The sequence below is a fragment of the Streptococcus infantis genome, from assembly GCF_001579645.1.
GTDB lineage: Bacteria > Bacillota > Bacilli > Lactobacillales > Streptococcaceae > Streptococcus > Streptococcus infantis_E.
Genome location: NZ_KQ970822.1, coordinates 107,552 through 133,498 on the forward strand (window position 1 = coordinate 107,552; position 25,947 = coordinate 133,498).

The following is a 25,947-nucleotide window of genomic DNA, read 5'->3' on the forward strand; positions in this document are numbered from 1 at the left end:
CCTGTCTCAGGCTTTTTTACATGTCCATTGTAACATCAAGTTTCTTTCTTGAAAACAGTTAGTTAAATATAACTATAATTAGTAACTTTTTTACTAAAAATTGATAAGAAACTAAAAAATATATCATAATTTATAAGTTATTCTATTTTTTATAGTTATTTCTCTAAAAGTCTTGACTTTTAGAGAAACAGAACTTACAATGGAAATAGTTTTTGTAAACGCTACCAAACTAAACGACTTAAGGAGGTCTCACATGAAACCAGACAAACAACAGCGTTTCTCTATTCGTAAATATGCCATCGGTGCTGCCTCGGTACTGATAGGTTTAAGTTTCCAAGCCCAAGTAGTGGCAGCAGACGGACTAACTCCTGTGGCGGAAAACCAAGCTAGCACTAGCCAAACCGTTCCAGAAACTCCTCCAGCAGCGGAAGAGCCAAAGCTTGTCTCTTCAGTTGAAGAACAAGTTACCGCTACTTCTACGTCGGAAACTTCTTCTCCACAGGAAGATCTTGGCACACCTGCACCTGCCCTAGCAGAGCCTGTCACAGCTGAAGTAGCTGAAGAAGCTAAGAAAACAGAATCTGAAAATGAAGAAAACAAAGAAGTTGCTAAAGTTGAAGCTCCTGTAGTCGCTACAGAGAAAGCAGCTCAAGTCAATGAAAAACTAGCTAAAAAGAAAATCGTTTCAATCGATGCAGGGCGTAAATACTTCTCTCCTGAACAACTGAAAGAAATCATCGACAAAGCCAAACACTATGGCTATACTGATCTTCATCTCCTAGTCGGAAATGACGGCTTGCGCTTTATGCTAGATGATATGTCCCTAACTGTAGGAGACAAGACTTATGCGAGCGACGATGTCAAACGCGCTGTTGAAAATGGAACAAATGCTTACTACAACGATCCAAACGGCAATCATCTAACTGAAAGCCAAATGACCGACTTGATTAACTATGCTAAGGATAAAGGTATTGGTCTTATCCCATCTGTTAACAGTCCTGGTCACATGGACGCTATCCTCAATGCCATGAAAGAACTGGGTATTGAAAAGCCTAACTTTAACTATTTTGGTAAAGAATCAGCACGTACTGTCGACCTTGACAATGAAAAAGCAGTTGCCTTCACAAAAGCTTTGATTGATAAGTATGCGGGCTACTTTGCTGGTAAATCTGAAATCTTCAACATCGGTTTGGATGAGTACGCTAACGATGCTACGGATGCCAAAGGTTGGAGCGTTCTTCAAGCCTATAAATGGTATCCAGAAGATGGATTCCCAGACAAGGGCTATGACAAATTCATCGCTTATGCTAATGACCTAGCTCGTATCGTCAAATCTCACGGTCTAAAACCAATGGCCTTCAACGACGGTATCTACTATAATAGCGATACAAGTTTTGGTACCTTTGACAAGGACATCATCGTCTCTATGTGGACTGGTGGCTGGGGCGGTTACGATGTCGCTTCTTCTAAATTACTAGCTGAAAAAGGACACGAAATCCTCAATACTAACGATGCTTGGTACTACGTTCTTGGCCGTAATGCTGACGGGCAAGGTTGGTACAACCTTGATCAAGGATTGAACGGTATTAAGAGTACACCGATTACTTCTGTTCCAAAAACTGAAGGAGCTGACGTTCCTATTATCGGTGGTATGGTAGCTGCTTGGGCTGATACTCCATCTGCTCGCTACTCTCCATCTCGTCTCTTCAAACTCATGCGTCAATTCGCAAACTCAAATGCTGAATACTTCGCTGCTGATTACGAGTCTGCTGAACAAGCTCTGAAAGAAGTTCCGACAGACCTTACTCGCTACACAGAAGAAAGTATTGCAGCCGTTAAAGAAGCTGAAAAAGCCATTCGTGCTCTCGATAGCAATCTCAGCCGTGCTCAACAAGATACTATTGATCAAGCGATCGCAAAACTCCAAGAAGCTGTTAGCAACTTGACCTTCACTCCAGAAGCTCAAAAAGAAGAAGATGCTAAACGCGAAGTTGAAAAACTAGCTAAAAACAAGGTCATCTCTATCGATGCTGGACGTAAATACTTCACGCTAGACCAACTTAAACGCATCGTAGATAAAGCCAGCGAGCTCGGTTACTCTGACCTTCACTTGCTCCTTGGAAATGATGGACTTCGCTTCCTACTTGATGATATGAGTATCTCAGCAAATGGCAAGACTTATGCAAGCGACGATGTGAAAAAGGCCATCATCGAAGGAACAAAATCTTACTACGATGATCCTAATGGAACTACTTTGAACCAAGCTGAAATCACTGAGCTTATCCAGTATGCTAAGGATAAAGGACTTGGACTCATCCCAGCTATCAATAGCCCAGGTCACATGGATGCTATGCTTGTCGCTATGGAAAAATTAGGCATCGCAAACCCTCAAGCCAACTTTGACAAGGTTTCAAAAACAACTATGGACCTTGAAAACGAAGAAGCAATGAACTTTACAAAAGCCCTTATCGGTAAGTACATGGACTTCTTTGCAGGCAAGACTAAGATCTTTAACTATGGTACAGATGAGTATGCTAATGACGCTACCAATGCTCAAGGTTGGTACTACCTCAAGTGGTATGGTCTCTACGGTAAATTTGCTGAATACTCTAATAGCCTAGCTGCCATGGCTAAAGAAAAAGGCTTGCAACCAATGGCCTTTAACGATGGCTTCTACTACGAAGACAAGGATGATGTTGAGTTTGATAAAGACGTTATCATTTCTTACTGGTCTAAAGGATGGTGGGGTTACAACCTTGCGTCTCCTCAATATCTAGCAAGCAAAGGTTATAAATTCCTTAACACAAATGGAGATTGGTACTACATTCTCGGTCAAAAACCAGAAGATGGCGGTGGCTTCCTCAAGAAAGCTATTGAAAATACTGAAAAAACTCCATTTAACCAGTTAGCATCAACTAAATATCCTGAAGTTGATCTACCTACTGTTGGTAGTATGTTAGCTATCTGGGCTGATAGACCAAGCGCAGAATACAAGGAAGAAGAAATCTTTGAACTCATGACTGCCTTTGCAGACCACAACAAGGACTACTTCCGTGCTGACTACAAAGCGCTACGCGAAGAACTTGCTCAAATCCCTGAAAACTTAGAAGGATACAGTACAGAAAGTCTCGACGCTCTCAAGGCTGCTAAAGACGCTCTGAACTACAACCTCAATCGTAATAAACAAGCTGAATTGGACACACTTGTAGCTAATCTCAAAGCTGCTAGACTTGGTCTTAAACCAGCTGCCACTCACTCAGGAAGCCTCGATGAGAGTGAAACTGCTGCTACAGTTGAAAATCGACCAGAGCTTCTAGTTAAGACAGAAGAAATTCCGTTTGAGATTGTTAAGAAAGAAAATCCTAACCTTCCAGCAGGACAAGAGAAAGTCATCACTGAAGGTGTCAAAGGTGAACGGACTATCTATCTTTCAGTTGTAACTGAAAATGGCAAGAAAACAGAAACCGTTCTTGAAAGACAAGTAACGAAAGAAGCTGTCAATCAAGTTGTCGAAGTTGGAACATTAACAACACATGTAGGAGACGAAAAAGGTCAAGCTCCTGTTGTAAATAAACCTCGAGTAGTCATCGAAGATGAAGAAATTCCATTTACAACCATCACTCGCGAGACTCCTTCACTACCTAAAGGACAAACTCGTCTAGTAACTGCAGGTGTCAACGGTCGTCGTAGCCATTTTTACTCTGTGACTACTGCTGCTGATGGATCTGAAGTTAAAACATTGGTTACTAGTGTTGTCGCTCAAGAACCAGTCGCTCAAGTGATCGAAGTTGGCAACCCTGTCACTCATGTCGGTGATGAACATGGTCAAGCAGCTATCGCTGAAGAAAAACCAAAACTAGAAATTCCAAATGAACCAGCTCCAGCATCTGTTCCTGCTGAGGAAAACAAAGCTCTTCCTCAAGGTCCAGCTCCTGTAGCAAAAGAAAATAAACTTCCTGAAACAGGAAGCCAAGGTTCAGAATGGTTGATTGCTACTGGTCTTATGACTGCTCTCACAGCTTATGGACTTAGCAAGAAAAAAGATTAAGCACAAATAAAAAGCGAGATACAATCTCGCTTTTTTGTTTTATTGTTAGTCACCCAAACCGATGCGTTCGAAGATGTCATCCACTCGTTTGGTGTAGTAAGTTGGGTTGAAGATTTCGTCGATTTCTTCTTGAGTGAGACGTGAAGTTACTTCTGGATCTGCTTCAAGAAGTGGTTTGAAGTCAACTTGGTTATCCCATGATTGAGCAGTCTTTGGTTGTACAAGGTCGTAAGCTTGCTCACGCGTCATCCCTTTTTCAATCAAAGCAAGCATGGCACGTTGGCTGAAAATCAAACCAAATGTAGAGTTCATGTTGCGGATCATGTTTTCTGGGAAGACTGTCAAGTTCTTAACGATGTTTCCGAAACGGTTGAGCATGTAGTCAATCAAAATGGTTGTATCTGGTGCGATGATGCGCTCTGCTGATGAGTGAGAGATATCACGTTCGTGCCAGAGAGCGACGTTTTCATAAGCTGTTACCATGTGACCACGGATCACACGTGCAAGACCTGTCATGTTTTCAGAACCGATAGGGTTACGTTTGTGAGGCATAGCAGATGAACCTTTTTGACCTTTAGCAAAGAACTCTTCCACTTCACGTTGTTCTGATTTTTGAAGACCACGAATTTCAGTCGCCATACGCTCGATAGAAGTTGCGATGCTCGCAAGAACTGCAAAGTACTCAGCGTGAAGGTCACGAGGAAGGACCTGTGTAGAGATTTCTTGAGCACGGATACCCAATTTGTCACAGACGTATTTCTCAACGAATGGTGGGATGTTGGCAAAGTTCCCAACCGCACCAGAAATCTTACCAGCTTCCACACCAGCAGCTGCATGCTCGAAACGTTCGATGTTACGTTTCATTTCGCTGTACCAAGTAGCCAATTTAAGACCAAAAGTTGTAGGCTCAGCGTGCACACCATGGGTACGCCCCATCATGATGGTGAACTTGTGTTCTTTGGCTTTGTCAGCGATGATATTGAGGAAATTTTCAAGATCCTTGCGGATGATGTCGTTGGCTTGTTTGTAGAGGTAACCATATGCCGTATCCACTACGTCAGTAGAAGTCAAACCATAGTGAACCCACTTACGCTCTTCACCAAGAGTCTCAGAAACCGCACGCGTGAAAGCCACCACATCGTGACGCGTTTGCTGCTCGATTTCCAAGATACGGTCAATGTCAAAGTCCGCTTTTTCACGAATCAAAGCTACATCTTCCTTAGGGATCTCTCCCAATTCAGCCCATGCTTCGTCAGCCAAGATTTCCACCTCAAGCCAAGCACGGTATTTATTTTCTTCAGTCCAAATGTTCGCCATTTCAGGGCGAGAGTAACGGTTGATCATAGTTGTTTCTCCTTTTGATATTTAAATATAGTGTTGTTTAAAACAAGTTCATTTTTACTTTCTTCGAAAGGTAGTGACCAATTTTCAAATCGTCCCATTATGTTAACTTCAATATTGTAACCATTAGGTGGGATAAAGTTATAGTTAGGACTGATATAATATCCATACTGTGCTATCTCACTAGCTTGAATAGAACGTATAGTTTCAATTCCAGATGTCCTATAAGATATATAATCAAATATCTTCTCTATTCCACTATGCCAGATTATCTTTTGGAAATCAAAATAATTTACAATCCATGTGTCAATCAAATCATTTCTATTCCTATCTTTAAAATAATCTATTGCCATTTCAGATAATTTATAGTAATCATCTAATGTTACGACTACCTTATATATTTTTTTAGATTTTATATTTTCAATCCTAAGTCGCTCAGTACTTCCCTTTTTATCAGTAAATATTGCAATTTCATTATCAAGGATATATTGTTTAGCTCTCTCAGCTTGTTCAGAAGCTGCCAATACCACTTTCTTAAACAGCTGCTGGCGACGCTCCTCTGACATTTTTTGATTAAACGGAATCTCTTTAAAATCCCTAGCCTTGCATTCTATTAATAGGATATTGTTACCTGAAATAACAATGAAATCTTGTTCTTCTTTTTTACTAGTTTTTAAATATAAAGATTGATAAACATTATCAACATCAAAATCATTTTCCAAAATAGTTTTTAATTCCTTCTCTAATATGTCTCCTTTATTTTTTGAACAAGAAATTAGTTTTTGTTCAATACTAGATAGAATATGTTCTGATGCAGGTAAAAAATATGTCAAATTCCTTTTAATTCCAATAGAACCCCCTAATATTTGTATAGAAGAGGTCAAATATCTTACTTCCATATTTTTTGAAGCAGTCATAAATAATTTACTATAATCAATATCCCCAAAGATTTCATCCAACTCTCTATCTGAAAATTGGCTACAACTACACACTAATCCATCTAGGCGAGATTTAACATTACAGATTATATATAATAACTTGTCAAAATTTTCGTAAATTGAAAATCCATATTGTTTTCTTGCTTCATTATCAAACATCCTACATATTTCATAATACTCCCAAAGTTCTTTTCGAAAATCAAAATGGTAACTTAGATAACTTTGTAAACTATCGCTCCTTCTATCTTGTATTGACTGTTCCACTTGGTTATTAGATATATTATTTTGAAGGACATTTATGAATAAAAAGAAAATTTCAATTTCATCTGAAGTAACTACATCCTTCTTTGACTCTCCGTTATACTTCAATAATATGTATACATATAACTGAACCATAAGTTTCAGTGAAAATTGTGAATTTGATTCTCGCTTTCTTTGAATAATAGCTAAATTCATCACAGTATTTAATTTATTTATTGAATAATAAATATTATAGTATTTTAAAATATAATTCAGAATATCATCAATATTACTAAGTTGGTATATCTCTTTCTCTATATCCTCTAGACTTTTAGGATACCTTTCTTGTCTCCTAATCCTTCTTTTAAAGTTTCCAAATATCTTTACAATGCTTCTATAAAAAATTTTCACTAACTCATAACACTTACTGTATTTCACTTAAAACATCCACTTCTATAGCTAATAATAAATAATACAATATACTTTTGAAAACGATATTCAATAACAAGTGCAAATTCTCCTATAACAATACAAATACTGAACAATGAGCCTCTTATACTTAACTATAAAATTCTATTTCTCCAGTACTTACAACTCTCTTTTTGTGCAAGTTTATTGATATTTATTTGAATTGCAACCATACACTATTAATAAATACTTACTTCATTGTAGTAAGTTTGTTATTAAAAAGCTAAAAGTCTAAAGCAGTTTTCCTCGTCTCTTTAAATCTATGATAATCAGCGTCAAGCAAAAACCGCCCCAACTCAAAAATGACCCCTGAATAGAAAATTACTTTTTTATTATAATCTAAGCTAATAATTAAATGACCTTCTTTATTTCTATAATCTTTTCCATCAAAGTAAACATGTTCATATAGAACAGAATAATCCCTCACTTCTTTAATAACAGTATTTCCTTTATTAATCATTCTTGCTGCAAATTGCGAATGATTAGCTCCATTACAAATCACAATATCCATTGGATATACATAGTGATTCTCTATATTGTAACTATAGCGATCCCCATCAAAAGGATTTTGATTATTTATTGTATCGAGATTAGTTATTATTCTGTTCGAATTCCATGGATTTAACAAAATAGGTAACTCCTTCACCATTATTTCAATTGGTCCTTGCTCTCGAATTGTTTTGTTTTTATAATATTTCGCATCATCCGGATGTATGCTTCGGCAGATGATCTCATCAATAGTTAAATCTATTTCGTATACAATTTTGTTATAAATTTCTTCAATCAAAGAATTATCTTGTGCTTCATGATTAGTTTCAACTGCTTGAATAGCCTCATCAAAATTTAGATACTCAACCACAACCATCAACAGATTTTGAGCTGTTTTCACTCTGTCTTCATTTTTACTACAGCCTTCAACCATATTCATATAGTTTGTAAATTTATTTTTATAACCTTTATAATCAATCACACTTTTTGATCCTTGTATACTGCCAAATAATTTTCTTAAGAAATTTAACATTATTTCCTCCTAGATACTATAAATCTCCGTTTACTTCTCATTATCTAGTTTGTAGTGCTTTTCCCAAATCAAGGAAATACTGTTTTTTTAAACAGAACCAAGCAAATGATGTCAGTAGGATATTTTTAACAGTAACATCTTCTGTAAAATCCAGAATCGTTTGTCCATCCTTATAATCAAATCGTCCTAGCCAAGTTCCTTGGAGTTTTTTATTTTCAAACTCAAGTTCCCAACGCTTATGTAAGTCAACCTTTTTTACCTTAAAATTTGTCTGGATATCATTTTGAATGTATTCAATAAAGTGACTGTCATCTATTTTTTCAAACCGACCAAGATCACTTCTCCAAGTTTGATTTGATAAATCAGTCACACATTCCCAAACTTTATCAATAGACCAGAAAATCTCGCTTTCCTATTAGATTTTACCACTATTCCTACTCTTAATTATCAACACTATTCTTACGAATAGTTTGATACTAAATCAATATAAAGGTGGTACATACGCCAGTTGCCACATGAATGGAAGCCTGATATCTTTTTTCATTGATATATCCCACATTCCATAAGCAATTGCAAATATAAACACTATAACCATCATTGTGGAAGCAATATCCAGCACTTTAATAAATATGAGATCATCTACTAAAGCAAAGTACAGTGACTGGATGAGGTCAACCAAAGAAATTATCAGTTTTGTATGGAATAAGTACCTCAAGCCCTAAAATTGCTATTTTCACCTAAAAATCAATCCCTTTTCCAAACTCTTCAACCTTATCTGGTTCATCACTAAACAAAGTCACATGTCCCATCTTGCGGTTGTGCTTCGCTTCTATTTTACCATATAAGTGGAGGTGGGCGCTTGGATTTTCTGTCACATATGTTTCAGCAGCCTCGACATGCTGGCCGAGAACATTGAGCATGACTGCTGGTGCATGTAGTTTGATGTCTGGCAATGGTGCTCCCAGAACGCCCAAGATATGAGTGTCAAACTGAGAAAAGTCGCAAGCCTCAATCGAATAATGCCCTGAGTTGTGTGGGCGTGGCGCAATTTCGTTGACAATGATGTCATCGGCCGTCGCAAACATTTCCACGCAGAGAGTTCCAGACAAGTTCAGCTGTTCAGCAATTCGCACTGCCATAGCTTTGGCTTTGTCTGCTAGACTTTCAGAAATGCGAGCTGGCACAATGGTCTTAGATAGAATATTGTTGCGGTGGATATTTTCCTGAATAGGGAAGACTGTCACGTCCTTACCATTACCTGACACGATGACAGAAATTTCAAGGTCGAAGTTGACAAATTCTTCCAGGACACAGTCTGCTGAATCAGCTAGTGCATAGGCTTCTTCCAAGTCTGCTTCTGAGCGAATAACCTTTTGTCCATGCCCATCATAGCCACCAGTCGCCGTCTTGAGGACATAGTTTTTAGATAGGTCGATATCTGCCAAATCTTGGCTTGAAGTCACGACCTTGTAAGGAGCTACCGTTACTTGAGCCTTATTGGAAAGGAAGTCCTTCTCAAAAATCCGATTTTGGGAGATGCGAAGCAAATCTGTTCCTTGAGGAAGCTGACCATCTTTAATAACGGCATCCAAACCGTCAGCATCGACATTTTCAAACTCATAAGTAAGAACATCACAGCGGTCCGCCAACTGACGAAGGGCGTCCACATCATTATAAGGAGCCACGATGATTTCCGCCACACGAGAGGCCGGGCAATCTGCCGCAGGGTCCAGCGCGATAACCTTGTGTCCCATGTAGATAGCAGAAATAGCCATCATCTGACCTAGCTGACCACCACCGATGATACCAATAGTTTTAGTTGAGCTCATTTGTAGACTCCTCTGCGATTTTTCCTTGTTCTTCGGCAAAGTTAGCAAGTGCGTCCGCAATGGACTTATCTTCTACAGAGAGGAGACGGAGGGCAAAGAGGGCAGCGTTAGTCGCACCTGCTTCACCGATAGCCATGGTTGCTACAGGAACCCCACCTGGCATCTGAACAATCGAATAGAGCGAATCCACACCACTAAGAGCACGTGATTTGACTGGCACACCAATGACTGGAAGTGTTGTCTTGGCTGCTACCATCCCTGGCAAATGGGCTGCGCCACCAGCACCTGCGATGATGATCTTGATGCCACGGCTACGAGCTTCTTCAGCATGGCGGAACATAAGATCAGGTGTGCGGTGGGCAGAGACAACTTTCTTTTCGTAGGCTACACCGAAGCGGTCTAGGACTTCAGCGGTTTTTTGCATGGTTGCCCAGTCGGATTTTGAGCCCATGATGATGGAAATTAGTGGTTTAGTCATAATTTTTCCTTTTTTCTTTTTAATAATCGTCTATTGTAGTGCGGACGTAAGCGACCGCTTATGGCGTTCCATTACTAAAACTGGAGCCTGGGTCTCCAGTTTTCCGCTCCTAGTAGCTTTGCTACTAGGAGTTCCACTACTGCGACGATTATCCTATTTTGGCTCGCTTTCGCTCGCCATTGACAAATTTAGTATCTGTTAATCTTTTATAGCCTTGCTTCCGATATCTGTTCGGTAAAAGAGGCCTTCTGTATTTTGTTTGTTGAGTTCCTTGTAGATAATGTTTTGGCCGTCTTTGACGGTGTCTGCTGTTGTGACTAGCATGTAGACACGTCCTCCGTTTGAAAGGAGGTCTTGACTATTTTCAGCGAATTTAGCACCAGCATAGTAAGTGATGATGTCGCCTTCTGTCTTGGCTGGAAGTTTGACACCCTTCTCATAAGCGAGTGGGTAGCCGTTTGAGGCCACAACCACACCCAGAGTCACCCCCTTGTCCGTCCACGTGATGGCCGGCTCTTTGCCATCCAAAATATCAGTGATATTTTGTGCAAAATCAGATGTCAAACGAGGCAAGATAATTTGTGTTTCAGGATCTCCGAAACGAGCGTTAAACTCGATGACTTTGGGTCCATCAGCTGTTAAAATAAGCCCAGCGTAAAGGACACCAAGATAGGGGCGCCCTTCTTTAATCATGCCTTCGAGGACTGGCTTGACAATGGTGTCAACCGCTGTATCAATCACGCTCTGTGGCAAGTGAGGAACTGGCGCATAGGCACCCATCCCACCAGTGTTAGGTCCCTTGTCCCCATCATAGGCACGTTTGTGATCCTGAGCCGTTGGCATAATGTAGAACTTGTCACCATTGACAAAGGCAAAGAGTGAAAATTCCTCTCCATCCAGGAATTCCTCGATGACCACACGGGCACCTGAGTCACCAAATTTATTGTCCAAAAGCATCTCGTGAGCAGCTTCAACTGCTTGCTCAACTGTCTCCGCAACGACGACACCTTTCCCAAGGGCCAAACCATCTGCTTTGACTACGATTGGAGCGCCTTTCTCTTCGATATAGGCTTTGGCTTCCTCAAAGTCAGAAAATGTGCCATAGGCTGCTGTCGGAACACCGTATTTGACCATGACTTCCTTAGCAAAATCCTTAGACCACTCAAGCTCAGCCGCAGCTTTAGTCGGACCAAAAGCCTTGAGACCAGCTTTATTAAAATCATCCACGATTCCAGCAGCAAGGGCGTCATCTGGACCAATGAAGGACCAAGCAATATCATTGGCTTTTGCAAAGTCAATCAATTTAGAATGTTCGGAAATAGAGATATTCACCAATTCCAGACCATCCAGAGTCATCCCGTCATTCCCAGGAGCTACAAAGACTTTTTCAACGTCTTTTGACTCAAGCAACTTCTTAGCAATGGCATGTTCACGACCACCCGAGCCGACAACTAACAGCTTCATTTTTCAACCTCTTTTGCGAATTATTTACTAACATTATACCATAAACGTTCGTTTTAATCTTGTTTCGTTTCGCTTTTAAAGCAAAAAAAGGAAAGAAACTGTTTTCTTCCCTTTTATTTTCTTAATGTCTAAAATGTCTCACGCCTGTAAAGACCATGGTCAAGCCGTATTTATCCGCGGCTTCGATGGACTCTTGGTCACGGACTGACCCCCCTGGCTGGATGATGGCCTTAATACCTGCTTTAGCGATTTCTTCCACGTTATCCGCAAATGGGAAGAAGGCATCCGAAGCAAGGACAGCACCGTCAAGGCGATCTTTAGCTTGGTCAATGGCAATACGGACGGAAGCCACGCGGTTGGTTTGACCAGGGCCAACGCCAAGTGTCATGTGATCATTAGTCACGATGATTCCGTTTGATTTGACATACTTGATGGCTTTCCATGCAAACTCAAGGGCAGTCGCTTCTGTCTCAGTTGGTTGGCGTTTGGTTACCACTTGCCAGTCAGCTGGGCTTTCCTTGACCACGTCTTGATTTTGAACGAGGAGTCCACCGACAACACCTGTGTATTCTGCTTCCACTTCGCTAGCATCTTGGGCATCAAATGGCAAGGCAAGAATGCGCAAGTTTTTCTTTTTGTTGGTCAAAATGGCTAGCGCTTCATCCGTATAGCTTGGTGCAATGATGATTTCAAGGAAAACACCGTGCATCTTCTCAGCTGTCGCAGCATCTACCTCACGGTTAAGAACGACGATTCCACCAAAGATAGACACTGGGTCAGACTCATATGCGTAGTCCCAAGCAATCTCGATGTCATCAGCTTGACCAATCCCACACGGGTTCATGTGTTTGAGAGCCACAACCGTTGGGCGTTCTTTGAAATCGCGAATAATACGGATAGCAGCGTCCGCATCGCGAATGTTGTTAAAGGACAATTCCTTACCGTTGAGCTGTTTCGCTGATGCAATGGAGTAATCCGTTGGCAAGGCTTTTTGGTAGAAGTCCGCATCCTGTTGAGGATTTTCACCGTAACGCATTGGTTGTTTAAGGTCATAAGTCAGAGTGAGTTTTTCAGGTTTGCTTTCACCCACTTGAGCTGTGAAGTATTCTGCAATCAAGGCATCGTAAGCCGCTGTGTGACGGAAAACCTTGGCTGCCAAACGTTGGCGAGTTTCATAACTTGTTTCGCCGTTTGCTACCAATTCGTCAAGAACAACAGCATAGTCAGCAGGATCTACCACAACTGTGACGCTAGCGTGGTTCTTCGCTGCAGAACGAAGCATGGATGGACCACCGATATCGATGTTTTCAACAGCATCAGCATAAGTCACATCTGGTTTAAGGATAGTTTCCTTAAATGGGTAAAGGTTGACCACCACAAGGTCAATGAGCTCAATCTTGTTGTCTTTAGCTGCTTCCAAGTGGCTATCTAAGTCACGACGAGCGAGGAGACCGCCATGGATATTTGGATGGAGAGTCTTGACACGACCGTCCATCATTTCTGGGAAACCAGTCACATCGTCAATGGCAATGGTATCAACACCGGCATTATCAAGGGCAACTTTAGTACCACCAGTTGAGATGATGTCCCAACCAAGTTTCTTGAGTTCTTGGGCAAATTCAACAATGCCTGCTTTATCTGAGACTGAAATAAGTGCTCGTTTAGTCATGTTCTTTCATTTCCTTTTTTAAAAAAGTTCTTCATCTGCTACAGTCGAAAATTTTCTTTCAGCTCGAGAGCTTCCTTATTTTCGTGCAGCCCCCAAACTATCCAAAACTTCTGGATAGAGTTTGTACTCTGTTTCGTGGATGCGAGTCTCGAAAGTATCAAGGGTATCCCCTTCAAGGCGTGGCACACGGACTTGTTTGATGACCTTACCGGTATCAACACCAGAGTCCACCCAGTGAATAGTCACGCCAGACTGGTCCACACCTGCATTCCAAGCATCCTCAATACCATGAGCACCTGGAAATTCAGGGAGAAAAGCTGGGTGAATATTGATGATACGGCCTTCATAAGCTGCTAGTAAAGTCGGGCCAACGATTTTCATATAGCCTGCGAGACAAACCAAGTCAATCTGGTGCTCATCTAAGAGTTCGACGATGGCTCCTTCATAGTCTGCCTTATTCTCAAACTCTTTAAGTTCGAAGGCATAAGATAAAACCCCTAGCTTTTCTGCACGTTCTAAGACATAGGCATCCCGGTGATCTGAAAAGACAAATTCTACTGGAAATTGTTCCGCAATCACCTGAAAGTTTGAGCCGTTGCCAGAGGCAAAAACAGCAATCTTTTTAGCCATTATTTAATCACCACACTTGTGCCATCTTTCTTCACAATACGACCGATTTCATAAACAGGTTCGTCGAGAAGTTCTTTGACACGTTCCACATTTTCTGGTTTCACCGCAAGCATGAGACCAATCCCCATGTTGAAGATTTCAAACATTTCTTCGTGTTTGATTTGGCCATATTTTTCAAGAGCTTTGAAAATTGGAAGGACTGGTACTTTACTTTCGTCAATTTCAGCAGCCAAATCATCTGAGAACATCCGTGGGACATTTTCGATGAAACCACCACCTGTGATGTGGGCAATCCCATTCACCAATTCCTCTTTAATGAGTGGCAAGACAGCCTTGACATAGATACGAGTTGGCTCCAAAAGAACGTCCTTGAGTTTCTTGTCTTCCAATTCTGGGAGGACTTCCTCACCTGTATAATCGGCAAAGACACGACGCACAAGTGAATAACCATTTGAGTGGATACCACTTGAAGCAAGCCCCAAAATCACATCCCCTGCTGCTACTTTTGAACCGTCGATGATTTGAGATTTTTCTGCAACACCGACTGCAAAACCAGCCAAGTCATAGTCGTCTTCGCCGTACATGCCAGGCATTTCAGCCGTTTCACCACCAATGAGGGCTGCACCAGCTTGTACACAACCTTCAGCCACACCTGCAACAACTTGTTCTAGTTTGGCTGGTTCATTTTTACCAGTTGCGATATAGTCTAGGAAGTAAAGGGGCTCCGCACCTGCAGCGATGATATCGTTAACACACATAGCAACACAGTCTTGACCGATCGTATCGTGTTTGTCATACTTGATAGCTAGCATGAGCTTGGTTCCAACACCATCTGTTCCTGAGATCAAAACAGGTTCTTTAACACCTGTTTTTGAAAGGTCGAACATGCCACCAAAACCACCAAGAGCTCCCATGACACCCGCACGCTCTGTACGGGCAACATGTTTTTTGATACGTTCAACAACTTCATAACCTGCTTCAACGTCCACACCCGATTGGGCATACGCATTCTTATTTGTCATTTGTTTTTTCCTTTTCCTTTCCTTCAATGGGAAATTTTATTTGTAAAAACTCGTTTTTTCTTCCAAACTTCTACGATATTCTTCTTCATAGTCATAGAGAGGAGTTGGATATTTCCCATCAAAGTAAGCCACACAGAGGCCACCATTTGGCGCATCTGTTTCGATGCCGATAGAATCAATCAAGCCATCAATAGAAAGATAAGTCAGACTATCCGCACCAATGATTTGGCAAGTCTCCTCAATGGTATGATTGGCCGCAATCAGCTCCTGACGTGTCTGAATATCAATCCCGTAGAAACAAGGATAGGCAAGAGCAGGACTCCCAATGGCAACGTGTACTTCTGATGCCCCCGCTTCTTTCAAAAGTTGGACAATGCGACGAGATGTTGTTCCTCGTACAATCGAGTCATCAATCATGACAACGCGTTTGCCTTTAACGACACCAGAAACCGCAGATAACTTCATCCGAACCCCTTGCTCGCGTAATTCTTGAGTAGGCTGGATAAAGGTCCGTTGCGTATATTGGTTCTTGATGAGCCCCATTTCATTTGGTAGACCTGATTCTTCCACAAATCCCATAGCTGCGCTAAGAGAGGAGTTTGGCACCCCGACTACGATATCAGCTTCATACTTGAACTCACGTGCCAGTTGAGCTCCCATTCTCTTACGAGCTGTATGAACATTGACTCCATGGATGTTAGAGTCGGGACGGGCGAAGTAGATATACTCCATGGAACAGATAGCCAACTGAGTGTCGTTTGTGTAGCTATCATACTGGATACCACTATCATCAATAATAACAATTTCGCCTGGTTTTACGTCGCGAATCCACTCAGCACCGATTACTTCAAAGGCACAGGTTTCAGATGAAACCACTACTGCTCCATTAGCCATTTTCCCGATTGACAGAGGACGGAAGCCATTTGGGTCAAGCGCTGCAATTAACTTATCTTCAAACATCAAGAGATAAGCAAAACCACCTTTAACAAGACTGAGCGCTTCCTTGATTTTACCCATCAGGTTTGGATTGTGACTACGGCGAATAAGGTGAGCCAAGATTTCAGAGTCAGAGGTTGAGCTGAAAATCGCTCCTCTTTGTTCCAATTCTTGCTTGAGCGATTCTGCATTGGTCAGATTCCCATTATGAGCCAAACCAAACTGCATATCGTGAAAGCGGAAAAGGAAAGGTTGGATATTGTCTACAGAAGCTTCTCCCGCAGTCGCATAACGCACGTGTCCAATCGCTCCAGTTCCTGTCAATTTATCCAAATTCGCAGGATTCTTGAAGACTTCTGATAAAAGCCCCATATCACGATGACGCTTCAATTTCCCTTGGTCATTGGAGAGAATCCCTGCCCCCTCCTGACCACGGTGCTGAAGACTATGGAGTCCAAAATAGGTCAATTTGGCAGCGTCTGGGTGACCCCAGATACCAAAAACACCACATTCTTCATTAAGAGATTTTACTTCGTATGTCATTTTATATACCTAATTTTTATTTGTGTATCATTCCTTAACGATACTAGAGCAGAATGATACGGCAGAAGCTCGTTTCACTCGCAACAATAAATCATTTGCATTTGTCGTAAGTTTCATCTACTTGATTTTACATTTACTGATGCTTATCTATTAGAAAATCTGCAAAGCCTATTTTCCAGTAAAGTATTTAACCGCTGATGCAAAGAGATATTGGTCTTTATTTCCTGGAATATTTTGGAAGAGACCGTCTTCGAAACGTTCTGAGTGTCCCATCTTCCCAATGATTTGACCGTTCTTGCTTGTGATACCTTCAATCGCATTAACAGAACCATTTGGATTGTACTTAGAGTCCATGCTTGGTTTGCCTTCGAAGTCAACATATTGGGTAAAGATTTGACCATTGTCACGAAGTTCTACAAATTCCTCAGCTGTCACGACAAATTTACCTTCACCATGTGATACTGGGATGGCATGGATGTCACCAACTTTCACGCCAGCAAGCCATGGTGAGTTGGTGTTAGCAATCCGTGTTTCAACCATCTTAGCCACGTGTTGGTTGGCATCATTGTAGAAGAGGGTTGGACTAGTACTGCTTGCATCTTCAAAGTTACCGTATGGAAGAAGACCTGATTTGACAAGAGCTTGGAATCCGTTACAGATACCGATAATCAAACCACCACCTTCGATGAAGCTATCGATAGCTGCACGCACTTTTTCATTGAGCAAGATGTTCACGATAAATTTAGCTGATCCATCAGGTTCATCGGCAGCTGAGAAGCCACCGGCAAAGAAGATAATGTTTGCTTTTTCAATGTTGTCAACCATGGTGTCAACAGACTTGACAATCGCTTCTTCATTCAGTGTGACAAATGGTACCAAGTTGACTTTGGCCCCTTCTTTTTCAAAGGCCTTAGCGGAGTCATACTCCGAGTTGGTACCTGGGAACACCGGAATGTAAACCACAGGTTTCTCAACTATTTCTTTAGATTTGATAACAGCATCTGATGCCACAGCAGGTACTTCTTCCAACTCAGTTGCTTGTGCAAATTCCGTTGGGTAGACCTCTTCTAATTTACCTTGGAAGGCACTGTCAAGTTTTTGTCCATCAAGCATTACACCATTGACAGTAAGTGTAAAGTCAGCTGCTGTTTGTCCAATCTTGGCAACCCCTGAAATCTCTTCCGGAGATGTAAAGATGAATCCCCCCAATTGAGCTGTCAAAGCAGTCTCAAGATTTTCAAGGGTTACAGTGGCACCGATATGGTTACCAAATGTTGCAAGGGCAAGAGCTTCAAGGATACCACCATATTTGACCGCTGATGCTGCTGTCACTTTGTGATCAGCTTGGATAGCTTCAAATTGAGCAAAGTTAGACTTAATAAGATCAAAGTCAATTTCTTGTGCCAAAGCTTGACCTGGGATGTAATAGATATTTTCACCAGCAGCTTTAAATTCTGGAGAAAGGACCTTACGGCTATCTGCAGTTGTGACACCAAAAGCAACTAAGGTTGGTGGTACTGTCAATTCTTCAAAGGTACCAGACATAGAGTCCTTCCCACCGATAGATGGCAAACCAAGTTGAATCTGAGCTTCAATTGATCCAAGAAGAGCTGCTACTGGTTGACCAAAACGCTCTGCTTGTTTATCCATCCGCTCGAAGTATTCTTGATAAGAGAAACGAGCCTTAGACCAGTTTGCACCAGTAGCAACCAAACGAGCTATTGCTTCGATGACTGCATAAGCAGCGCCATGATATGGAGACCATTCTGCTACATAAGGGTTGAATCCTTGCGCCATAACAGAAGCAGTTGTTGTCACGCCATGTTGGACTGGCAATTTCTGTACGGAAGCTTCAGTTGGTGTGATTTGGTAACGACCACCAAGTGGGTGATTGACTGTTGAACGACCAACTGAGCTATCAAAGATAGTTTGCAACCCTTTTTGACTGGCATGGTTAAGGTCAGCCAAGACTTTAAGCGTATCTGCTTCAAGGGTCTCAACAGATGTTTGACGTTCTTCTGGAAGCTTGACATCCTTGTCAACCACCTTAGCATCCACAACTACACGTACACCGTTTGTATCAAGGAAACGACGTTCCAAATCAACGATGGTTTCACCATTCCAGTGCATAACAAGATTTGGTTTTTCAGTCACTGTCGCAACGACAACCGCGTCAATATTTTCTTTATTACATTCAGCAACGAAGGCATCTACATCATCTGGACGAACCACTACAGCCATACGTTCCTGAGATTCAGAAATGGCAATTTCTGTACCGTTCAAACCTTGGTATTTCAATGGCACTTTGTCTAGATCAATTTCAAGACCATCTGCCAATTCACCGATAGCTACACAGACACCGCCAGCACCAAAGTCATTTGATTTCTTGATCAGACGTGTCACTTCCCCATTACGGAAAAGACGTTGGATCTTACGTTCTTCGATGGCATTCCCTTTTTGAACCTCAGCACCAGCTGTTTCAACAGATTCAACTGTTTGAACTTTAGAAGAACCTGTCGCACCACCGACACCGTCACGTCCAGTCTTACCACCGAGCAAGATAATCACATCACCTGCTTCAGGTTTTTCACGAACAACATTTTCCTTAGGAGCTGCACCGACAACTGCACCTAGCTCCATACGTTTAGCAACGAAACCTGGGTGGAAGTATTCACGAACATAGGTCGTCGCAAGACCAATTTGGTTCCCATATGAAGAATAACCGTGAGCCGCTGTTTTAGAAATCACTTGTTGTGGTAATTTCCCAGCGCGAGTTTCAGCAATTGGGGCTGTAATATCGCCAGCACCTGAAATACGCATGGCTTGGTAAACGTAGGAGCGACCTGACAATGGGTCACGAATGGCACCACCGATACAAGTTGCCGCTCCACCAAATGGTTCGATCTCCGTTGGGTGGTTGTGAGTTTCGTTTTTGAACATGAGAAGCCATGGTTCTTTCACACCATTGACATCCACTTCAATTTCAACGGAGCAGGCATTGATTTCATCAGACACTTCCATGTCGTCCAAACGACCATTGGCACGCTCATAACGACCAAAAATAGTCGCCATATCCATCAAGGTTTGAGGTTTTTCTGTACGTCCCAACTCATCACGCATGGCAATATACTTGTCATAAGTCGCTTGCAATTGTTTTTGGAATTTAGAAGCTGAGAAGTCGATGTTTTTCAACTCAGTCTCGAAAGTTGTGTGACGACAGTGGTCAGACCAGTAAGTATCCAACACCTTCAACTCAGTCTCAGTTGGCACACGACCAATAGACTTGAAGTAATCTTGAATGAAGAGAAGGTCATCCACTTCCATGGCCAATCCTTGCTCAGCCTTATACTGTGCAAAATCTTCTGCCGTATAGCTTTCAAAGAAATCCAAGTTTGGAATGGTCTTGTCAGACTCAGAGAAATCCTGTTTCGCAATGCCAACAGTGATATCTTTGAAACGAGAATCCACTGGGTTCAAGAGGTAGTTTTTGACAGCTTCCAACTCATTCGCATCAATATCCTTGTTAACCAAGTAAAGTTGCGCTGTGTTCACTGTTACATCATTTGAACTACCAAGCAACAGCAAAGCTTCTTGTGAAGATGCCGCACGTTGGTCAAATTGACCAGGCAAACTTTCGATAGCAAAGAAAGCATACTTCTCAAGATCAGCCTGAACCGTAGCCTCGTCCAAAACAGTATCAGTCACTTGCTCAGAGAAGATATGTTTTTCCGCACGCGCAAACAAGTCCTCTGCCAAACCAAAAACATCGTAAACTTGAACAATCCGAAGATCCTTCAAGGTTTTCAACTGAAGATTATGCTGTAATTCTTTTACTAAAGAGTCCGATTTCACACGAAAATCAGCTTTTTTCTCAACGAAAATACGTTTATCCATTTTATTTCCTTTATTTCTATTCAAATAGGTTATCGAAGACGAAGGGTTTCCGTTTCAAAAAGATTACTTCAAGCTCTGTAATTTTTCTAAAACGACCTTGTAAACATCCGTTAAACTGCCCAAATCTCTACGGAAAACATCCTTATCCATATGGTGCCCTTCAGCATCCCAAAGACGACAATTATCTGGTGAAAATTCGTCTGCCAAGATAATCTTGCCATCCTTATCAAAACCAAATTCCAATTTGAAGTCAATCAAGCGAAGACCAATTTGTGCAAACCAATCTTTCAGCAATTCATTGATACGACGCGTTTCTTCCTTGATATAAGCAATTTGCTCATCATTGGCAATATCCAAGAACTTGACATGCTCATCATTGATAAATGGATCATCCAACTCATCGTTCTTGTAGTAGAATTCAACGATTGGAGTTTTCAAGTCCAAACCTTCTTCCACACCAAAACGTTTTGAGAAAGAACCTGCAGTTACGTTACGAAGCACAACCTCCAAAGGAATGATTGTCACTTTTTTATTCAATTGTTCTGTGTCAGAAATACGTTCGATAAAGTGTGTCGCCACACCAGCAGCATTCAATTTTTCAAAAATAAGAGACGAAATCTGATTATTCAGCACACCTTTACCCTCAATGGTCTCTTTACGAGCTCCATTCAGCATGGTTGCCTGGTCCTTGTAGACCGACTTAATCACATTTTCGTCTTCTGTAGTATAGATATCTTTAGCTTTTCCCGTATAAATAAGTTTACTGGACATTTTCTTGTTCGCCTTTCGTATTACTTTACATCATTCTAACACAACATACACTAAAAATCAAATATTTCACGAACTATATTTGATATCATATCTGAAAAAGTACAGAAAAATCGCAAACGAATTTTCATTTGCGATTTTCTAAGATTGATTTGAATTAGAATGCGAACCTTATTCTCGTTTCAAAAAGCGGTCAAGATAGTAGCGTAAAAAACTCTTCCTACCTGTAATCATAGTCAAACGACCTTCAAGTCCATAACGAAGTTTTTCTGCTTGTTCAGCATTCAAATCCGTCTCTGCCTCTAATTTAAAGAAATTGCCCTTTTCTGTCTGAGTCGCACTGGTATCGATATTCGTAATCTTGGAGGTCAATACTAGCTGCTTATTGGCATCCGTTACCGTTGTAAATCGTACCTCATTTCCATGCTTGAGACCAGCCACTTCCTTAGAACTGATATAAGCTGTTAGTTTTGCCTTTCTCTCTCTAGCCAACTGCGGAAAAAGGTGAGCGAGAATAGTTCCTTCTGGAATGATGGTAGATCGACTATGCTCAGGATTCAAATGTAGAACACCATCTTCTGTTGCTGTAATTTTCCCCTTGTCTAAAAGATTTCCTTGAATCTTTTTACCCGACTCCGCTTCAAGAATTTTCTGATCCAAGAGCGTTAATTCCTGGCCTACCTTGGCTAGTTGCTGAGATTTTAATGACTCCAACTGACTTCCCAATCCAGATGCATAAGCTTGCTGGGCTCCTGAACCTGCATACTGTACTCGATAACCTGCAAGAGTTGACTCCAACTGAGTGATTTGAGCATCTAGCTGAGATAAGGCCTGCTGTTTGGCTTCTGATCCCTGCTCTTTTGTTGACTGATAAGACTGATAAATAGCATAAGCTGGATGATCACTCTCTAAGTGTCCATCACCCTGAATAGCAGACTTGGCTTGCTGATATTCTTTAATTTTAGACTGGGTTTCTCCGATGAGATTGCCTAATTCTGTCTGACTACCACTGGCTGCTGCATTTTGAGATGATATACTAGCATTTTGTTGCTCAACCTGACTTCGCAGACTAGCAGCTTGATTTAGATAATCTAAAAAACTATGCTGATAACCAAATTTATCTGCTTCAGGAAATTGATCACTTCCTGCTTGAAGGCTTGCTTTTAAATACTCCAGTTGAACCTTCTGATCCTTGAGCATTTCCAACTGACTAGCATAATTCTCAGCCTGAACTGCTTCTGCTCCCTCTTGGTATTGAACGAGAAGATCCCCTTGCTTGACAAACTTATTTTCAGCCAAATGGTTGGCAACAATCTTACTATTACTACTAGACTGAATGGTGGCAATGATACGAGCAGGTTCTACCGTAGCTCCAGCTGTCAAGCTTATCTCCTTTTGTGCAAAAATTGAAAAAACGATCAGGAACAAAAACAAGATAAAACTTGGAAAAATCACATAACTAGAAAAATTATGGTAACGACGATTGTAAAACTCAGCACTTTCTAAAAATTCTGATTGCATCTTTTCTCCTCTCTAACTATTCACCAAGTGGGCATAAAAACCACCCTGAACCAGTAAATCCATATGTGTACCCTCTTCGACAATCTTGCCTTGATCCAAAACAACAACCTTCTCTGTCCGCTCAGCAATGGTCAAGCGGTGAGCGATGAAAATCAAGGTCTTATCCAAAGCCATAAGATTATCGACAATTCGCTTCTCGGTCAAAATATCTAGACTGCTGGTCGCCTCATCCAAGATCAAGACAGGCGCATCGGTCAAGAGAGCACGCGCCAAAGCAATTCTCTGACGTTGCCCACCTGAAATGCCCGCTCCATCCGAAGTCAATTCTGTCTGGTAATTCAGTGGCATCCGCTCGATATCCTCCCGAATCTCAGCCAACTCCACTGCTCTCAAGATATCCTCCTGGGTCGTCCCCTCCTTAGCTCCAAGGAGAAGATTCTCCAAAATCGTCCCATTGAAAACATAGGGTTGCTGAGGCAGGTAGTTAATATACTGGCGCAGAGCCTTTTTATCAATTTGATTAAGATTGACGCCACCCAGACTAATCTCCCCCTGACTAGGATCATAAAAATTAACCATCATCTTAGCTAACGTCGTCTTACCCGATCCTGAAATCCCTACAAAAGCCACCTTAGAGCCTTGCGGAATGGTTAGATTGATATCCGACAAGACATCTCGACCATAGCCATATTTGTAGTGAACCTGCTTGAAATCCATATCTCCTTCTAGCAAGCTCAAATCTGAGACTGTTTTCTTTTCCTCAAACTCAGATGCAACCAGATAAACTTCATTGAGACGGTTATTGGCAACCTGCGCTGTCTGAAGTTTGGTTTGCAGATTGATGATATTTTCCAATGGATTTGTAAAGTAAATAAGCAAGGTATTATAGGTAATCAACTGGCCCAAACTCATCTTATTATCCATGACTAGGAGAGCCCCCATCCAGAGAATGGCAACATTGAGCAAGAGTTGGGCAAGCTTTTTCAGAGCCTTTTGCTGACTTTCTGCCCGACTGTAAGTAAATGATTTTTTCAGATAATCTACAAATTCCTTGTCAATCTTTTGGTAGCGTGAACTTTCACTAGTTAAGGACTTGATGGTCTCAATGCCATTGATGTCCTCAATGATAGAAGAAGACAGAACCGCATTGGCTTCCATAGTTTCCCGATTCATCTTTTCAAAGGGCTTCATAAAAGCAAAGATAATCACTGTGTAGATAGGAAGGGCTAGTAAACTCATGAAAAAGAGATTGCTATTCTGCGAAAATAGAACTACTGAAATAATCAAGACAGTAGATACATCCAAAAAGATTGACAGAATAGTCGAAGCCAGCGCATCGATGATACTATTTGCATCCGTGAAACGAGACACGATTTCCCCTGTCCTGCGTGTCGCAAAAAAGGACATGGGCAAATGGAAAACGTGCTTGATATAGGATAAAATCACATCAATGGACAAGCGTTGCCCCAAAACAAGTAAAAGATACTCCTGGGCATAAGATAAGATTTGCTGAAGGACATAAACGATGACTAGCCCTATCGAAATAATTCCCAGTGTCGAGCGCATCTGATCTGGTACATAAGTATCAATGATAGACTGCAGATAATAAGAACCCACAATGTTAATCAAGGTCACCAAGAGGGTCGCCGAAACGATATTAACAATCAAACCTCGCTGTTTCACTAGTATAGGGATAAAGGAAAGCAGACCATTTTTTTGTTCCTTATGAGGCTGATAACTCGGAGATGGTGCCATAAAAATAGTGATTCCTGTCCACTCCTTGGCAAAGCGCTCACGAGAAATCTTGGTCAGCTTAACACTAGGATCTGGATCAGCAATATAAATGTTGTTCTTGTTTTGCCCAGTCACCACATAATAATGGAGCAATTTCCCTTCCTTAAGCACATGAGCCACAAAAGGAAAAGTTACATCCGGCAAATCAAACAAGGTCATATCCGCCTTTATTGCTCGCGTCTCAAAACCAATTTCCTCAGCAACCTTTACTAAGCCTAAAGCCGTCGTCCCATCCATGGTCGTCTTGGCCAACTCTCGCAAGTGAGCTAAAGAATAATAACTACCATAATAACCAAAGATCATGGCTAATGAAGCCACACCACAGTCCATCTGGTCTACCTGAGGACGATAATACCGTTTACTAAATTTCATATCCTACTCCTTTTCCTAACAATCTCCAAAGAAAACTTTGTAAGATTATTTTATCCAAATAAAAAAGCAAATAGAATATTATTTCTAAAAAAACAATAACTGCACCTGAACAGCACTTTTTCCTAAATAAAAATAGGTAGAACAAACGTCCTACCTAGAAAATATAATGATTAATATTTCTTACCTTTTCCAATTTTTTTACGATTTACCACAAATTTTTAAATTAACGTCTACTTCCTAGATAACGTCCAAACATATAAGAAGTTCCTCCTAAAACTCCCCAAGCTACTGCTGTAGAAGCACTAGCAATGAAACCTCCCTTAGTTACAGCCAAGTCTTCCTCTGTCATAATAGCAAATTTTTTATTCAGTTTTTTCATCTTTTATCTACTCCTTTTTAAATAATACTAGCTAATCCAATAGCTACTCCAACCAAAAGTCCTACTATTCCTGAGGCTGATATAATTATAGCCGCAAATTCTTCTGAGATATTCATTTATTTCTCCATTTTTTTAGTTCTTATTTCATTGATAGTAACTAAATGATGATTATTCAATAGCATTTGCCACATACTAATAATAGTTCTATTTAAACCTTGTCTTTACCTGAATCTAAATAACTCATCATCAAAATAAGCATCGGAACAAATAACTCTGTTTGGAAATATTTTTCAACATTAAAGGTAATTACATTTAAATCTCCTAATATGCAAAGCACTCCAAAAATAATTAAAAAGGCTCCCATTACATTTTTTAGATTTTTCATACAAGTTCACTTTTATTCCTTTTTAGTTCAATTTAATGATTAGTTTTCTAATAGATCATTTTTTATTTTCTGAACTACACTTATATCCTACATAAAATAACCCAAGCAGAATTGAATAGATTTCTGGATAAAACAAGGTATTGATCGGTTTTTTCAAAATCAAATACGTTACAATATAGATAATGACTGACACGATAAAATATCCTT

The 25,947-nt window shown here is 40.9% G+C and carries 17 protein-coding genes and 1 pseudogene; 1 reads left to right on the forward strand and 17 read right to left on the reverse strand.

Translation table 11 applies throughout. The features are described 5' to 3' along the window. Positions 1-253: 253 nt before the first annotated feature. Positions 254-4,048 carry an LPXTG-anchored beta-N-acetylhexosaminidase StrH gene (strH, locus tag SINDD18_RS07835; RefSeq protein ID WP_061863729.1) on the forward strand — a complete coding sequence of 1,265 codons (3,795 nt, stop codon included), beginning with the start codon at positions 254-256 and terminating at the stop codon, positions 4,046-4,048. 45 nt (positions 4,049-4,093) lie between these two features. Here strH and purB read toward each other — a convergent pair whose 3' ends face one another. The 17 genes and pseudogenes from purB to SINDD18_RS11020 all read right to left on the reverse strand — a co-directional run bounded on the left by purB (position 4,094) and on the right by SINDD18_RS11020 (position 25,740). After that, positions 4,094-5,392, reverse strand: coding sequence for an adenylosuccinate lyase (purB, locus tag SINDD18_RS07840; RefSeq protein ID WP_061863730.1), 1,299 nt, complete (start codon positions 5,390-5,392; stop codon positions 4,094-4,096). Next, positions 5,389-6,948 carry an NERD domain-containing protein gene (locus SINDD18_RS07845; protein WP_061863766.1) on the reverse strand — a complete coding sequence of 520 codons (1,560 nt, stop codon included), beginning with the start codon at positions 6,946-6,948 and terminating at the stop codon, positions 5,389-5,391. Before SINDD18_RS07845 ends, purB begins: the two co-directional genes overlap by 4 nt. A 310-nt stretch (positions 6,949-7,258) precedes the next feature. Continuing rightward, positions 7,259-8,056, reverse strand: coding sequence for a DUF6710 family protein (locus tag SINDD18_RS07850; protein ID WP_061863731.1), 798 nt, complete (start codon positions 8,054-8,056; stop codon positions 7,259-7,261). Positions 8,057-8,096: 40 nt separating this feature from the next. Beyond that, a pseudogene (locus SINDD18_RS07855) lies at positions 8,097-8,485 on the reverse strand (SRPBCC family protein). A 308-nt stretch (positions 8,486-8,793) separates the two neighbouring features. Then, complete coding sequence (gene purK, locus SINDD18_RS07865) at positions 8,794-9,885, reverse strand: 5-(carboxyamino)imidazole ribonucleotide synthase (protein WP_061863734.1); 1,092 nt, start codon at positions 9,883-9,885, stop codon at positions 8,794-8,796. Continuing rightward, the gene (purE, locus tag SINDD18_RS07870; protein ID WP_061863735.1) at positions 9,872-10,363 is read right to left on the reverse strand and encodes a 5-(carboxyamino)imidazole ribonucleotide mutase; all 492 of its coding nucleotides are present in this window, start codon (positions 10,361-10,363) and stop codon (positions 9,872-9,874) included. The genes purK and purE overlap by 14 nt, the downstream gene beginning before the upstream one ends. A gap of 198 nt (positions 10,364-10,561) precedes the next feature. Beyond that, on the reverse strand, positions 10,562-11,827 hold the full coding sequence (gene purD, locus SINDD18_RS07875) for a phosphoribosylamine--glycine ligase (protein WP_061863736.1): 1,266 nt from the start codon (positions 11,825-11,827) through the stop codon (positions 10,562-10,564). Positions 11,828-11,948: 121 nt separating this feature from the next. Further along, positions 11,949-13,496: a bifunctional phosphoribosylaminoimidazolecarboxamide formyltransferase/IMP cyclohydrolase gene (gene purH, locus SINDD18_RS07880; RefSeq protein ID WP_061863737.1), complete on the reverse strand. Its 1,548-nt coding sequence runs from the start codon at positions 13,494-13,496 to the stop codon at positions 11,949-11,951. Positions 13,497-13,571: 75 nt separating this feature from the next. Continuing rightward, a complete protein-coding gene (gene purN, locus SINDD18_RS07885; protein ID WP_061863738.1) occupies positions 13,572-14,126 on the reverse strand; it encodes a phosphoribosylglycinamide formyltransferase in 555 nt (184 codons plus the stop codon). After that, positions 14,126-15,148 (reverse strand): phosphoribosylformylglycinamidine cyclo-ligase, encoded by a 1,023-nt coding sequence (purM, locus tag SINDD18_RS07890; RefSeq protein WP_061863739.1) that lies wholly within the window; start codon positions 15,146-15,148, stop codon positions 14,126-14,128. Before purM ends, purN begins: the two co-directional genes overlap by 1 nt. Positions 15,149-15,184: 36 nt before the next feature. Further along, positions 15,185-16,627 carry an amidophosphoribosyltransferase gene (gene purF / locus SINDD18_RS07895; protein WP_061863740.1) on the reverse strand — a complete coding sequence of 481 codons (1,443 nt, stop codon included), beginning with the start codon at positions 16,625-16,627 and terminating at the stop codon, positions 15,185-15,187. 168 nt (positions 16,628-16,795) lie between these two features. After that, complete coding sequence (locus SINDD18_RS07900; protein ID WP_061863741.1) at positions 16,796-20,521, reverse strand: phosphoribosylformylglycinamidine synthase; 3,726 nt, start codon at positions 20,519-20,521, stop codon at positions 16,796-16,798. 63 nt (positions 20,522-20,584) lie between these two features. Next, entirely contained in the window at positions 20,585-21,292 is a 708-nt protein-coding gene (purC, locus tag SINDD18_RS07905) for a phosphoribosylaminoimidazolesuccinocarboxamide synthase (RefSeq protein WP_061863742.1), read from the reverse strand. A gap of 168 nt (positions 21,293-21,460) precedes the next feature. Continuing rightward, positions 21,461-22,810: a bacteriocin secretion accessory protein gene (locus tag SINDD18_RS07910; RefSeq protein ID WP_061863743.1), complete on the reverse strand. Its 1,350-nt coding sequence runs from the start codon at positions 22,808-22,810 to the stop codon at positions 21,461-21,463. A gap of 12 nt (positions 22,811-22,822) precedes the next feature. Continuing rightward, the gene (gene comA / locus SINDD18_RS07915) at positions 22,823-24,976 is read right to left on the reverse strand and encodes a peptide cleavage/export ABC transporter ComA (RefSeq protein WP_061863744.1); all 2,154 of its coding nucleotides are present in this window, start codon (positions 24,974-24,976) and stop codon (positions 22,823-22,825) included. 223 nt (positions 24,977-25,199) lie between these two features. Next, positions 25,200-25,355, reverse strand: a complete 156-nt coding sequence (locus tag SINDD18_RS11015; RefSeq protein ID WP_193750844.1) for a hypothetical protein — start codon at positions 25,353-25,355, stop codon at positions 25,200-25,202. 208 nt (positions 25,356-25,563) lie between these two features. Further along, the gene (locus SINDD18_RS11020; RefSeq protein ID WP_186822188.1) at positions 25,564-25,740 is read right to left on the reverse strand and encodes a hypothetical protein; all 177 of its coding nucleotides are present in this window, start codon (positions 25,738-25,740) and stop codon (positions 25,564-25,566) included. Positions 25,741-25,947: the final 207 nt, after the last annotated feature.

Coding starts and splice junctions, on each gene's coding strand:
- strH (WP_061863729.1), top strand. CDS start 254: ATGAAACCAGACAAACAACAGCGTTTCTCTATTCGTAAATATGCCATC.
- purB (WP_061863730.1), bottom strand. CDS start 5,392: ATGATCAACCGTTACTCTCGCCCTGAAATGGCGAACATTTGGACTGAA.
- SINDD18_RS07850 (WP_061863731.1), bottom strand. CDS start 8,056: ATGTTAAATTTCTTAAGAAAATTATTTGGCAGTATACAAGGATCAAAA.
- purK (WP_061863734.1), bottom strand. CDS start 9,885: ATGAGCTCAACTAAAACTATTGGTATCATCGGTGGTGGTCAGCTAGGT.
- purE (WP_061863735.1), bottom strand. CDS start 10,363: ATGACTAAACCACTAATTTCCATCATCATGGGCTCAAAATCCGACTGG.
- purD (WP_061863736.1), bottom strand. CDS start 11,827: ATGAAGCTGTTAGTTGTCGGCTCGGGTGGTCGTGAACATGCCATTGCT.
- purH (WP_061863737.1), bottom strand. CDS start 13,496: ATGACTAAACGAGCACTTATTTCAGTCTCAGATAAAGCAGGCATTGTT.
- purN (WP_061863738.1), bottom strand. CDS start 14,126: ATGGCTAAAAAGATTGCTGTTTTTGCCTCTGGCAACGGCTCAAACTTT.
- purM (WP_061863739.1), bottom strand. CDS start 15,148: ATGACAAATAAGAATGCGTATGCCCAATCGGGTGTGGACGTTGAAGCA.
- purF (WP_061863740.1), bottom strand. CDS start 16,627: ATGACATACGAAGTAAAATCTCTTAATGAAGAATGTGGTGTTTTTGGT.
- SINDD18_RS07900 (WP_061863741.1), bottom strand. CDS start 20,521: ATGGATAAACGTATTTTCGTTGAGAAAAAAGCTGATTTTCGTGTGAAA.
- purC (WP_061863742.1), bottom strand. CDS start 21,292: ATGTCCAGTAAACTTATTTATACGGGAAAAGCTAAAGATATCTATACT.
- SINDD18_RS07910 (WP_061863743.1), bottom strand. CDS start 22,810: ATGCAATCAGAATTTTTAGAAAGTGCTGAGTTTTACAATCGTCGTTAC.
- comA (WP_061863744.1), bottom strand. CDS start 24,976: ATGAAATTTAGTAAACGGTATTATCGTCCTCAGGTAGACCAGATGGAC.
- SINDD18_RS11015 (WP_193750844.1), bottom strand. CDS start 25,355: ATGAAAAAACTGAATAAAAAATTTGCTATTATGACAGAGGAAGACTTG.
- SINDD18_RS11020 (WP_186822188.1), bottom strand. CDS start 25,740: ATGAAAAATCTAAAAAATGTAATGGGAGCCTTTTTAATTATTTTTGGA.